Origin of the sequence: Rhodanobacter humi, assembly GCF_041107455.1 — a bacterium.
In the GTDB taxonomy this organism is placed as follows: Bacteria; Pseudomonadota; Gammaproteobacteria; order Xanthomonadales; family Rhodanobacteraceae; genus Rhodanobacter_A.
In genome coordinates, this window is sequence record NZ_JBGBPY010000001.1 from 2,463,369 (window position 1) to 2,476,080 (window position 12,712).

11 protein-coding genes are annotated in these 12,712 nt (G+C 69.7%); 8 read left to right on the forward strand and 3 right to left on the reverse strand.

Annotated features, from left to right (window positions below):
• Positions 1-62 precede the first annotated feature (62 nt).
• Complete coding sequence (locus tag AB7878_RS10705) at positions 63-2,042, reverse strand: UvrD-helicase domain-containing protein (RefSeq protein WP_369494355.1); 1,980 nt, start codon at positions 2,040-2,042, stop codon at positions 63-65.
• Between the two features lie 97 nt (positions 2,043-2,139).
• On the opposite strand from AB7878_RS10705, the gene AB7878_RS10710 reads away from it, so the two are divergent.
• Both AB7878_RS10710 and AB7878_RS10715 read left to right on the forward strand, forming a co-directional pair.
• On the forward strand, positions 2,140-2,874 hold the full coding sequence (locus tag AB7878_RS10710; protein WP_369494356.1) for a thymidine kinase: 735 nt from the start codon (positions 2,140-2,142) through the stop codon (positions 2,872-2,874).
• 67 nt (positions 2,875-2,941) lie between these two features.
• A complete protein-coding gene (locus AB7878_RS10715; protein ID WP_369494357.1) occupies positions 2,942-3,715 on the forward strand; it encodes a hypothetical protein in 774 nt (257 codons plus the stop codon).
• An 8-nt stretch (positions 3,716-3,723) separates the two neighbouring features.
• Here the strand turns inward: AB7878_RS10715 and AB7878_RS10720 are convergent, their stop codons facing one another.
• Positions 3,724-4,800: a polysaccharide deacetylase family protein gene (locus AB7878_RS10720; RefSeq protein WP_369494358.1), complete on the reverse strand. Its 1,077-nt coding sequence runs from the start codon at positions 4,798-4,800 to the stop codon at positions 3,724-3,726.
• 476 nt (positions 4,801-5,276) lie between these two features.
• Here AB7878_RS10720 and asnB point away from each other — a divergent pair, with 476 nt between their 5' ends.
• The 6 genes from asnB to AB7878_RS10750 are packed head-to-tail and all read left to right on the forward strand — an operon-like array spanning position 5,277 to position 12,015.
• Positions 5,277-7,217: an asparagine synthase (glutamine-hydrolyzing) gene (gene asnB, locus AB7878_RS10725; RefSeq protein ID WP_369494359.1), complete on the forward strand. Its 1,941-nt coding sequence runs from the start codon at positions 5,277-5,279 to the stop codon at positions 7,215-7,217.
• An 18-nt stretch (positions 7,218-7,235) separates the two neighbouring features.
• Entirely contained in the window at positions 7,236-7,502 is a 267-nt protein-coding gene (locus AB7878_RS10730) for an acyl carrier protein (protein ID WP_369494360.1), read from the forward strand.
• Complete coding sequence (locus AB7878_RS10735; RefSeq protein ID WP_369494361.1) at positions 7,499-9,064, forward strand: class I adenylate-forming enzyme family protein; 1,566 nt, start codon at positions 7,499-7,501, stop codon at positions 9,062-9,064. The genes AB7878_RS10730 and AB7878_RS10735 overlap by 4 nt, the downstream gene beginning before the upstream one ends.
• Before the next feature lie 9 nt (positions 9,065-9,073).
• Complete coding sequence (gene prmC, locus AB7878_RS10740; RefSeq protein WP_369494362.1) at positions 9,074-9,961, forward strand: peptide chain release factor N(5)-glutamine methyltransferase; 888 nt, start codon at positions 9,074-9,076, stop codon at positions 9,959-9,961.
• Between the two features lie 24 nt (positions 9,962-9,985).
• Positions 9,986-10,963, forward strand: coding sequence for an NAD(+) synthase (gene nadE / locus AB7878_RS10745; RefSeq protein WP_369494363.1), 978 nt, complete (start codon positions 9,986-9,988; stop codon positions 10,961-10,963).
• Positions 10,960-12,015 carry a hypothetical protein gene (locus AB7878_RS10750; protein WP_369494364.1) on the forward strand — a complete coding sequence of 352 codons (1,056 nt, stop codon included), beginning with the start codon at positions 10,960-10,962 and terminating at the stop codon, positions 12,013-12,015. The genes nadE and AB7878_RS10750 overlap by 4 nt, the downstream gene beginning before the upstream one ends.
• 55 nt (positions 12,016-12,070) lie before the next feature.
• Here the strand turns inward: AB7878_RS10750 and AB7878_RS10755 are convergent, their stop codons facing one another.
• Positions 12,071-12,670, reverse strand: coding sequence for a nitroreductase family protein (locus AB7878_RS10755; RefSeq protein ID WP_369494365.1), 600 nt, complete (start codon positions 12,668-12,670; stop codon positions 12,071-12,073).
• Between the last annotated feature and the right edge of the window lie 42 nt (positions 12,671-12,712).

Genomic DNA, 12,712 nt, shown 5'->3' on the forward strand with positions numbered 1-12,712 from the left:
GCCGGGGCAGAGAGGCGGCCGGACGCCATCCACACAATGAAAGGCAGGCGTCCGGTCGTCAACTAGGCGCCCGCGAGCATCGCCTTGATCCGCGCCATGTGCGATTCGGCCGTCTCGCGGGTCATTTCCTTGTCCGCCTCGGGGTCCTTGCCCTGCCAGTGCAGGTCGCCCTGCGGCAGCTCGTGCAGGAAGCGGCTGGGCTGGTTGCTGTGCACCTCGCCGTAGCGCTTGGTCCTGGCCGACCACGACAGCGTGAGCAGTTCCTTGGCGCGGGTGATGCCCACGTACATCAGCCGACGTTCCTCGTCGATGCGGCCCTCGTCGATCGCGCCGTCGTGGGGCAGGGTGCCGTCCTCGCAGCCCACGATGAAGACGAAGCGGAACTCCAGGCCCTTGGCCGCGTGCAAGGTCATCATGCGCACTGCGTTGCCGGGGTCGTCGCGGTCGGCGTGTGAAAGCAGGGCGAGCTGGGCGGCGAGGTCGCCGGCGCTGTCGCCCTTCTGCATCGCGCGGAACCAGTCGGTGAGCTCGCGCAGGTTGCCGAGCTTGCGCTCGCGCACGGAGACATCGGGCGTGGCGGCAGCGAGCTGCGCCGCGTAGCCGGTGCGCTTCAGGAGGCGGTCGACCAGGTCGGCCGCGCCCTCGTGCAGCGCGGCACTGCGCAGTTCGTCCATCAGCTCGGAGAAACCCGCCAGCGCGGCGGCCGGACGCGGCGAGAGCTGGCGCAGCACGGCGTCGCTGCGGGTGGCTTCGAGCAGCGAGCAGTGCTTCGTCTGCGCGAACTGGCCCAGCTTTTCCAGCGTGGTGGCGCCGATCTCGCGCTTCGGCACGTTCACCACGCGCAGGAAGGCGGCGTCGTCGCTGGGATTGGTCAGCAGGCGCAGATAGCACAGCACGTCCTTCACCTCGGCGCGGTCGAGGAAGGAGAGTGCACCAGTGAGGTGGTAGGGAATGCGCGCGAGCCGCAGCGCCTTCTCCAGCGGCCGCGCCTGGAAATTGCCGCGGTAGAGGATCGCGATGTCGTGCCAGCGCGCCTTGTGCTTCTCGGCCAGGGTGGCGGCGATCGAGGCGATCTTCTCGGCCTCGTGCTCGGCCTCCTTGCACTCCAGCACGCGGATCGGCGCGCCTTCCGGGTGCTCGCTCCACAGCTTCTTCTCGTGCGCGTGCGGATTGTTCGCGATCAGCGCGTTCGCCGCGCGCAGGATGCGCTTGCCGCAGCGGTAGTTCTGCTCCAGCTTGATCACGCGCAGGTTCGGCCAGTCGCGGCCGAGCTGGTCGATGTTCTCGGGGTTCGCGCCGCGCCAGGCGTAGATGCTCTGGTCGTCGTCGCCCACGCAGGTGATGCGGCCGCGCTCGCCGGTCAGTGCCTTGAGCAGGCGGTACTGCGCGTCGTTGGTGTCCTGGTATTCGTCCACCAGCAGATAGCGCAGGCGCTCGCGCCAGGCGGCGCGGCAGTCGTCGTCCGCTTCCAGGATGCGCAGCGGAAGGCGTATCAGGTCGTCGAAATCGACGGCGTTGAAGGCGCTCAGGCGCGCCTGGTACATCTCGTAGATGGTGGCCGCCTCCAGCTCGCGCGGACTGCGAGCGGCGGCCAGCGCCTCCTCCGGCGTGAGGCCGGCGTTCTTGGCGCGGCCCAGCAGGTTGCGCAGGCCGAACAGCACGTCGGGCTTGGCGCCCTTCGGCGCCAGCTCCTTGACGATGCCCTCGCTGTCGTCGGCGTCCAGCACCGAGAAGCCCCGGCGCAGGCCGGCGCGCGCGTGCTCGATCTGCAGGAACTTCAGACCCAGCGCGTGGAAGGTGCACACGGTGAGCGCGGCGGCGTCCTCGCTCGACACCAGCTTGCCCACGCGCTCGCGCATCTCGCGCGCGGCCTTGTTGGTGAAGGTGATCGCGGCGATCTTCGACGCCGCCAGCTTCCGCCGCTGGACCAGATGGGCGATCTTCTGCGTGATCACGCTGGTCTTGCCCGAGCCGGCGCCCGCCAGCACCAGCAGCGGGGTGTCGCAGTGTTCGACGGCGGCCAGTTGTTGCGGGTTGAGCATGGAGCGAAGGCGATGTGGGGCGGCGGCCGATGGTAGCAGAGGGATCGGTGGCGGCCCGGCGGGTTACCATGCGCGATCCGGCACCCGGCGCATACCCATGGCCAAGCTCTATTTCTATTACTCGGCAATGAATGCCGGCAAGACCACCACCCTGCTGCAGAGTGCGTACAACTACCACGAGCGCGGCATGCGCACGCTGATTCTGAAGCCGGATATTGATACGCGCGAGCATGACAGACCCCCATCCGGCCCTGCGGGCCACCTTCCCCCGCAGGCGGGGGAAGGGAAACAGACGCAGCCTGCGGCTGCGGACACCACGATGGTGGCCTCGCGCATCGGCCTGAAGGCGAACGCGCGGCGCTTCGCCGGCGAGGAGAACCTGTTCGCCCTGGTCGAGGCCGACATCGCGGCGCACGGCACGCTGAACTGCGTGTTCGTGGACGAGGCGCAATTCCTCGCCCGGGCGCAGGTGTGGCAGCTTTCCGACGTGGTGGACAAGCTGCGCGTGCCGGTGCTGGCCTACGGTCTGCGCACCGACTTCCGCGGCGAACTGTTCGAAGGCAGCCGTTATCTGCTGGCCTGGGCCGACGAGCTGCAGGAGATCAAGACGATCTGCCATACCGGCAGCAAGGCCACCATGGTGGTGCGCGTGGACGAGCAGGGCCGTGCGGTCACCGACGGCCCACAGGTTGAGATCGGCGGCAACGACCGCTATGTCTCGGTGAGCCGCGCCGAGTTCAAGAAGATCACTGAAGGCCACGGCCGCATCGAGCTGCAGCAGAGCGTGCTGCCGCTACAAAATCCGCGCCCCGCGGATTTTGAAAACAAGTAACGAGCTTCGGCTCTACCCGGCATTGAATGCTTCCACCAAAAATCGCCTTCCGACCCCAGGCAACCCGATGACCGAAACCCAGCAAACCCCCGAGTGGCCACGCCCCTACTGGCAACCCGGCGCCGGCGAGGACGCGCTGCTGCAGTTCTACGTGTTCGGCAAGTTCGAGCGCGAGCTGGTGATCCCCGCGCAGCGCTACGGCAGCCCCGGCCTGCCCGCGGGCGTGGAGCTCAAGCGCTTCCAGAACCTCGAACTGCGCAAGTGGGAGGGTTATCCGCTCAACGGCTCGCTGGGCGAGATCCTGCGCGAGGATGCGCCGGAAACCTTCGAGCAGGCACGCATCGCGCCCGAGGTGCTGGTGGTGCGCGGGCAGCTGGCCGATCGCGCCAGCCTGGACTACCTGCGCGACACCCTGGGTGTGCTTGCCGCCCTGCTCGACATCGGCGGCCGCGCGATCCTCGACCCGCAGATTCTCGGCCTGTTCGGCGCCGAGGCGTGGCGCGAGCGCTACCTGGTGCCGGGCGGCGCGCCGCCGCGCAACCACGTGTTGATCCTGCGCAGCGAGGAGCCGGGCAGCGACCGTTCCTGGGTGCACACCCGCGGCATGCGCAAGTTCGGCCGCCCCGACCTCAGCTTCCGCCAGATCCCCGCGCACGAGCTGGATCGCGCTGGCGTGCTGTGCGAGAAGCTGGTCGAGATGCAGGCGCTGGGCACCCGCTTCGTGGCGGGCCAGGCGCTGGAAGTGGAAGGCATGCCGCAGGCGCTGGTCGCGCAGCCGGGCGGTCGCCTCGACGATCCCGAGTTCAACAACCGGCACGTGGAATTCCGCTGGCCGTTTTGAACAGGTTCTCAGGAAACCCGGCTGACGGTGGGGTAGCTCACCAGCTTGGGCAGGGTCAGCATGGCTGCGAACCAGCCGCCGTCCATCTCGCGTTCGACCGGTAGCCGCCGCAACGCGTAGCGATCGATCGCGTGCGCTGGGTTGGTGCCGCAGATGTAGCTGCATGCCGCGCGGTAGCCGGCCGCCATGGCTGCCTCGACCACCCGCGCGTCGAACGAGGCATCGCCGCCGACCGGGTAGGAGAGCAGCGTGACGGGCGCGCCGAGTTCGCGTTCCAGCGTGGCCCGGGAGTCGCGCAGTTCCGCTTCCAGCGCGGGCTGGGGCAGCTTGGCCAGCATGCGGTGATGCACGCCGTGCGAGCCGATCTCGCAGCCGGCCGCGTGCATTTCGCGCAACTGCGCCCAGCTCATCGGGCGGCAGTCGGCATGGCCGGCCGCGGAGGGCAGGTCCCAGGCCTGCTCCAGGCGTGCGATCAGCGCCATCTGGTGGTCGTCGTCGAGATCCTTCAGCCGATCCAGCACGTGCTGCGCCAGGTCCCGGCGCGCCGCGCGGTCAGTCGGCATGGACCGCGCCAGGTCCAGTTCGGGCAGCGCCAGCTCGCCGACCGGCGCGCGCAGGATCATGTGCACCAGCCAGTCGTAGGCAAAGGGGCGGCCGCTGTCGATGTGCCCGGTGGAGACGAAGAAGGCGGCCGGTATCTCCAGTTCGCGCAGGACGGGAAAGGCGTGGTGGTAGTTGTCGTCGTAGCCGTCGTCGAAGGTCACCACCACCGCGTCGGGTGGCAGCCGCTCGCCGGCGTCGATCGCCGCCACCACCTGTCCCAGCGACATCGGCCGGAAGCGCCGCTTGAGCAGCTGCATCTGCTGCCGGAAGCACTCTGCCGAGGCACTGACCAGGCCAAGGTCGAAGTCGAAGCGGTCCGGCGCCACGGTCAGCACGCGGTGATAGGCCAGCAGTCGCAGGTCCCGGTACAGGCAACGGCGTGCCTGTTGCAGCAGGCGCAGCAGGCCGGCGTGATGGCACAGCCGGCCCAGGTGTCCGCGCAGGCCGAACGGCGTTTCGCGATGTCCGGCGTGATTCAGCATGGCGCCTGTGCCGGGCGATCGGCCCGGTCGGGCGCCGCCGACCGGTTCCGGGCGTGCCCGCTTCGGTCGATGGCGCGGCACGGGCCTGCACGCCGGCCCGCCGGCGAGGCGCCGTGGCCCGACATGGCGATGAGTGCTTCCTGCATCACGTCGTGTGACACGTCGACGAACCCCCTGGCCGACTGCCGCCCGCCTGCCGGCAAGCGGACTACCCCTGTCCAAAGTGTGATGTAAATCACGCTTTCTTGATGCATTCTATAGGCACAGACACGTGTCCGGGGAAGCGCCTGCGCAACCGGCCGCGGCACATGGGGTAGGGGGCCACCATGCCGACCAGGTCATTGATCGCATCGGTTTCCCATGGCTGGCTGGCGCCGACCATGGGTGGCGGGAGTGTGGCCGCATCGGCAGGAATCGGGCATGCGCTGCAGCCGTCACCCGCGATCGGTCGGGCGCGGCCCTGAGGAAACGAAGCGATGTGCGGCATAGCCGGTTTCCTCGGTCCCCCGGATGCACCCGCCGCGGCGCAGGCCACGCTGCAGCGGATGATCCGCACCCTGCACCATCGCGGGCCGGACGGCTACGGCTTCCATGTCGACGGCGGCGCCGGGCTCGCGCACGCGCGGCTGGCAGTGATCGACCTGGCCACCGGGGCGCAGCCGATCGCGAACGAACGGCGCAACGTGTGGACGGTGTTCAACGGCGAGATCTTCAACTACCGCAGCCTGCGCGCGGAGCTGCAGCAGCGCGGCCACCGCTTCGCCACGGCGTCGGACACCGAGGTGATCGTGCACCTGTACGAGGAGCACGGTGACCGGTTCGTCGAGCACCTCAACGGCCAGTTTGCGATCGCGCTGTGGGACGCCGAGCGGCAGCGCCTGGTGCTGGCGCGCGACCGCTGCGGCGTGCGGCCGCTGTACCACGTGCGCGCGGGCGGCCGGCACTGGTTTGCCTCGGAGATCAAGGCGCTGCTCGCCGTGCGCCCGGAGCTGGCGCGGCTCGATCCGCAGGGGCTGGCGCAGGCCTTCACGTTCTGGGGGCCGATCGAGCCGGGCAGCGTGTTCGCCGGCGTCGAGTGCCTGCCGCCGGGGCATCTGCTGGCGATCGAGGGCGACGGTCGCGAGACGCTGAGCCGCTACTGGGACTGGTCGTTTCCCGAGCAAGGCGCGCCGCAGCGGCGCTGGCAGTCGGTGGAGCAGGCCGCCGGCGAACTGCGCGAGCTGCTCGCCGATGCCGTGCGCCTGCGCCTGCAGGCCGACGTGCCGCTGGGCGCCTATCTCAGCGGCGGGCTGGATTCCTCCGCCGTGGTGGCGTTGATGCGCGAGGCGGGCGCGGCATCGACGCGCACGTTCTCGATCGCCTTCGACGAGGCCGAGTTCGACGAAAGCGCACACCAGCAGGCGATGGTGCGTCACCTGGGCTGCGAGCACACCACGCTGCACTGCACGCGCCGCGCGATCGGCGAGGCCTTCCCGCAGCTGATCCGGCACGCCGAGGCGCCGGTGCTGCGCACCGCCGGCGTGCCACTGATGCTGCTGGCGCAACAGGTGCGCCAGGCCGGCTACACGGTGGTGCTCACCGGCGAAGGTGCGGACGAGGTGTTCGGCGGCTACGACCTGTTCAAGGAGGCCAAGGTGCGGCGCTTCTGGGCGCGCCAGCCGGACTCGCGTTTCCGACCGCTCCTGCTCGGCCGTTTGTACGGCTATCTGGAAAACTCGCCGGTGCGGCACGCGGCGCTGGCGCAATCGTTCTTCGGCCGCGGCATGGAGGGCATCGACCGGCCGGTCTTCGCGCACGTGCCGCGCTGGACGAGCTCGCGGCATGCGCTGCGCTTCCTCGCGCCCGAGCTGCGCGCCGGCATCGACGGCTGGGATCCGCTGGCCTGGTACGAGCAGCGCCTGCCGCCGGCGATCGCACGCTGGAGCCCGTTGGCGCGCGACCAGTACGTGGAGGCCAAGACCCTGTTGGCCGCCTACCTGCTGCCATCGCAGGGCGACCGTCCCGCGATGGCGCATTCGATCGAGGGGCGCTTTCCCTTCCTCGACCATCGCGTGGTCGAGTTCGCGAACGCGCTGCCCGCGCACTGGAAGATCCGCGGCATGACCGAGAAATACCTGCTGCGCAAGGCGCTTGCCGGCCTGCTGCCGGCGGACATCCTCGCGCGCACCAAGCAGCCATACCGCGCGCCTGACCAGTCCAGCTTCTTCGTCGACGGCGAACCGCTGGACTACGTGGCCGACCTGCTGAGCGCCGAACGCATCCGCGCCGCGGGCTGGTTCGACGCGGCCGTGGTGGGGCGCCTGTTCGAAAAATGCCGGCACGGGCGCGCGATCGGCTTCGCCGACAACCAGGCCTTCGTCGGCATCCTCTCGACCATGCTGATCGACGAACTTTTCCTGCGGCGGGCCGCCGCATGACCCTGACCGGAGCACGTGATGTCGACTGAAGCCGCGAGCGTGGAAGCACGCGTCCGCCACTACATCCTGGAGAACCTGCTGTTCAGCGACGACGGCAGCGAGTTGCCGAACGACGCCTCGCTGCTGGATCGCGGCATCATCGACTCCACCGGCGTGCTGGAAGTGGTGATGTTCCTCGAGGAGGCGTTCGGCATCCGGGTCAAGGCCAGCGAGATGCTGCCGGAGAACTTCGACTCGGTGAACAACATCGTGCGCTTCGTCGAGCGCCAGCGGAGCGTCGCGTGAAAGACCGGATCGCGCCGCGCCGCCTGCTGCACGAGGCATTACTGGAGCACGGCGCCGCTCCGGTTCGCGCGCGGCGCACGGCGGTGGTGGTCGAGGGTCAGGCGTACAGCTATGCCGAGCTGCTCGACCGTGCCCTGCGCCTCGCGGGCGCGCTGCGGCAACGCGGCGTGCAGCGCGGCGATCGCGTGGCGATCTACATGGACAACACCTGGCCTTGCGCGGTGGCGATCTTCGCGGTGCTGCTGGCCGGTGGCGCGTTCATGGTGGTCAACCCGCTGACCAAGTCGGACAAGCTCGGCTACATGCTCGACGACAGTGGTGCGCGCGTGCTGCTCAGCGATGGGCATATCGCGCAGGAGTTCCTGCCGCTGCTGGCTGCGCGGCCGGCCTTGCGCGTGATCGCCTCGGGCAAGTTCCCCGAGGGACATGCCATCGAGGCGTTCGACGCGGTGATCGCCACGGGCGCGCCGTTGGCCGCGCCATCCGCCACCATCGCGCCGGACCTGGCCGCGCTGATCTACACCTCGGGCTCCACCGGGCAGCCCAAGGGGGTGATGCACACGCACCAGTCCATGCTGTTCGCGGCCGGCAGCCTGATCGAATACCTGCGTCTCGGTCCTGACGAACACATCCTGTGCGCGCTGCCGCTGGCCTTCGACTATGGTCTTTACCAGTGGCTGATGGCGGTGCAACTGGGCGCCACCCTGGTGCTGGAACGTTCCTTCGCGTTCCCCGCGCAGGTGTTCGCGCGCATGCGCGAGTTCGAGGTGACGGTGTTCCCCGGCGTACCCACGATCTTCGCGATGCTGCTGTCCGCGCATCGCGGCGAGCCGCTGTGCTTTCCTGGCGTGACGCGGGTGACGAACACTGCCGCCGCACTGCCCGACGAGCAGGCGCTGCGGCTGCGCGAGATCTTCCCGCAGGCGCTGATCTACAAGATGTACGGGCTCACCGAGTGCAAGCGGGTTTGCTACCTCGAACCCGAGTTGCTGGAAGCCAAGCCTGGTTCCGTGGGCAAGGCGATTCCCGGCACCGAGGTGTACCTGCGTTCGCCCGCGGGCGGGCCGGTGCCGCCGGGCGAGGCGGGCATTTTGCACGTGCGCGGCCCGCACGTGATGCTGGGCTACTGGAACCGTCCCGACCTCAGCGCGCAGATGCTGCGGCCCGGCCCGCTGCCGGGCGAGCGCGTGCTGTGCACGCACGACTGGTTCCGCATGGACGCCGAAGGCTTCCTCTACTTCGTCGGGCGCAGCGACGACATCATCAAGACCCGCGGCGAGAAGGTGAGCCCGGTCGAGGTGGAGAACGCGCTGCACGCGATCGACGGCGTGCACGAGGCGGCGGTGGCGGGCGTGCCCGACGAGCTGCTGGGCCAGGCGATCCGCGCCTGGGTGGTGCTGCAGCCCGGTGTGGCGCTGAGTCCCGGGCAGATCCGCGCGCAATGCATGAAGCGGCTGGAGAACTTCATGGTGCCGCAACAGATCGTGATCTGCGCGGAACTGCCGCGCACCGCCACCGGCAAGGTCAGCCGCAAGGCCTTGCTCGAACAGCTGCCGGGCTGAAGGAGATCCATGGACACGTTGTACCGCTCGTTGCGCAACCACCTTGCCGGCTCCCTGCAGACACTGCCGGACAAGCCGCGCGAAAATCCCGACAACGCCTTGCGGGCGCTCTGGTATGCCGCCGCCGGCCAGCCGCGTTCGGTGGTGACGGCCGGCGAGGGCGAGCTGCCCCTGCTGGACGACGATGTCGGTCGGCGCCGGCTGCAGCAATTCATCCAACGGCGCCTCGCCGGCGAACCGCTGGCCCATCTCACCGGGCGCGCCCATTTCATGGGACTGGACATGCTGAGCGGGCCCGCGGCGCTGATCCCGCGCGTGGAAACCGAGCAGCTCGCGCAGGCCGGCATCGAACTGCTGCTTGAGGAGCTGCGGCATCCCGCCGCCCGCGTGATCGACGTCTGCACCGGCTCAGGCAACCTCGCGTTTGCCATCGCCCACCATGTACCCGACGCCGCAGTCTTCGCCGCCGACATCAGCGCCGAGGCGCTGGCTCTGGCCGAACACAACCGCCGGCATCTGGGGCTGGAGCGGGTGGAGCTGCGCCGCGGCGACCTGCTGGAGCCCTTCGGCGACGGGTTCGACGGCACGATCGATCTCGTCCTCTGCGCGCCGCCCTACATCCTGAGCGGCAAGGTGGAACAGATGGCGCCGGAGATCGCCGAGCACGAGCCGCGGCTGGCCTTCGACGGCGGCCCGCTGGGCGTGACCATCCTGCTGCGCCTGCTGGAGGAATCGCCGCGCCTGCTGCGCCCCGGCGGCTGGCTGGCGCTGGAAGTCGGGCTGGGCCAGGGGCCGGCACTGGGACGACGGCTGCTGCGCGATCCGCATTACGATGCGGTGCGGCAGCTGGCCGATGCACGCGGCGACGTGCGGGTGATCCTCGCCCGCCGTGCCTGAGCGTCAACGCGAAGGAGCACGCACATGGATGGACTGAACGCCAAGGTCTTCGAGCTGGACTGGGAGGCCGAAACCGCACGCATCGCCGCGCGCCTGCGCGAGGCCACCGCCCGCGTGCTGCACAAGCGCGGCCTGGTGGTGGCGATCTCCGGCGGCGTGGACAGTGCCGTGTGCGCCGCGCTGGCGGTGCGCGCGCTGGGGCCGGACAAGGTGTTCACCCTGATCCTGCCGGAACGCGACTCGGCTTCCTCCAGTGCGCGCAACGCCCGCGTGCTGGCCGAACACCTCGGCGTGCGCACTGAGACCGTCGACATCGCCCCGGCACTGGCCGCGATCGGCTGCTACGCCGCGCGCGACGAGGCGGTGCGCCGGCTGCTGCCCGACTACACCAGTGACTGGCGCATGAAGATCGCCATCGCCGGCGGCAGCGCGGGCGCCATCAATCACTTCATGCTGATCGCCGAGTCGCCCGAAGGCATGCGCCACGAATGCACGCTGCCGCTGCCCGAATACCTGCAGATCGTCGCCGCCACCAGCTACAAGCAGCGCCTGCGCAAGACGCTGGAATACTTCCACGCCGATCGCCTGAACTACGCCGTGGTCGGCACGCCCAACCGGCTGGAATACGACCAGGGTTTCTTCGTGAAGAACGGCGACGGCTCGGCCGACGTGAAGCCGATCGCGCACCTGTACAAGACCCAGGTCTACGGGCTGGCGAAGCACCTCGGCCTGCCCGACTGCGTGGCCACCGCCGCGCCCACCACCGACACCTACAGCCTCGCCCAGGGCCAGGACGAGTTCTACTTCGCGCTGCCCTGGGCGCAGATGGACCTCGCGCTGTGGGCGCTGGAACATCGGCGTCCAGCCGGCGAACTGGCGACCGCGCTGGGCATCGCCGAAGCCGCGGCGGCGGCGGTCTACACCGACATCGAGCGCAAGCGCAGCAGCACGCGCTACCTGCACCTGGCGCCGCTTCTGCTGGGGCCGGAGTCATCGACGTGACGGACGGCGATCAAGCCGCCACCTACCGGACCGCGCTGGCCGAGCTGCCGCGCGATCGTGCGGAGGTGCTGGCGTTCTGGCGCGACAATCTCGGCGATCCCGCGCGGCACGCGGGCAAGTACGACGGGTTCTACCTCGGCGGCCCGTTCGGGCCGGCCCTCCTGCAGCTGCTCCGCCACGGCGATGCCGTGATCGGCACCTGCGGCGTGGGCGCGCGGCGCATGCTGTGGCAGGGACGCGAGATCCGCGCGGGCCTGCTCGCGGACATGGCGGTGGACGCGCGCCACCGCACGCTGGGTCCGGCGCTGATGCTGCAGGAGGCGCTGGTCGCCGCGGCGGCGGGGCGCTACGACCTGCTCTACGGTTTCCCCAACCGCAAGTCGCTGCCGGTGGTGCGGCGGCTGGGCTACGCGGTGCTCGGCGAGCTGTCGCGCCATGCACGGGTGCTGCAGCACGCCCACTATCTGCGGCGGCGCCTGCCGCATTGGCTGGCCGCGTTGCTGGGGAACGCGCTCGATGCGTGGCACATCTTGCTGGATGGCTTGCGTGCGCTGCCGGGCCGAAGCGTGACGGCGACCTGGTCGGAGCAGGCCGACCCCCGGATGGATGCGCTGTGGCAGGCCTCGCCGCATGGCGATGGCCTGCTCGGCGTGCATGACGCGGCGTTGGCGCGCTGGCGTTTCGACCAGTCGCCGCTGGCCAGCGTGCGTTATCTGCTGCTTGGCGACCGACGCGACGGCGCGCTGCGGGCATGGTTCGCCTGCGAGCGCAGGGATCGCGTGCTGCAGGTGCGCGACTACTGGTCGGAGCGCGGCGTGGAAGGCATCGACCACCGGCTGGTGCTGGCGCTGGTGCGCGCGGCGCGGCGCGAAGGCTGCGCCTCGGTCACGCTGGAATGCGCGGCCCCGGCGGCGCGGATGGCGGGCTGGCGTCGCGCCGGGTTCGTCCTGCGCGAGGGCCAGCCCGTGGTCGGCAAGTGGCTGGGCGCCAGCCCGGCCCCGGCCGGGCTGGCGCGGGACTGGCACCTGACCGAGGCCGACGCGGACGAGTGAGCGCGGCGAGCGCGGCCAACCGGCCGTCCTCGCCGCATGCCGCGCGTGTGCCGGCTCAGCCCGCGACGATGAAGCGCTGGCCGTCGTCCATGAAGGCCTTCTCGCCGAAGCCGCTTTCGTGCGAACCGAACGGCATCTGCGCACGCAGCTTCCACGACGCCGGCACGTTCCAGGTTGCGCGGGCGGCGTCGTCCACCAGCGGGTTGTAGTGCTGCAGGCTGGCGCCGATGCCGGCATCGGTCAGCGCCAACCACACCGCGAACTGCGCCATGCCGGCCGAGTGCTCGGACCACACCGGGAAGTTGTCCGCGTACAGCGCGAACTTCTCCTGCAAGCCCTTCACCACGTCCTGGTCTTCGTAGAACAGCACGGTGCCTGCGCCGGCGGCGAAGCTGTCGAGCTTGGCGGCGGTCTGCGCAAAGGCCTCGGCTGGCACGACCTTGGCGAGAGCCTCCTTGGCCAGCGCCCAGAACTTCACGCTCTGCTCGCCGAACAGGATCACGGCGCGCGAGCTCTGCGAATTGAACGACGACGGCGTGTGCTTGATGGCCTGCTGGATGAGGTTGTTCAGGGCGTCCTTGTCCATGTTCACGTTGCGGCCCAGCGCGTACTGGGTGCGGCGCTTCTTGAGGTGTTCGATCACGGCGTTGCTCATGGACATTCCTCCGTAAAAAGAAAAGCCGAATCCGCGGAACGG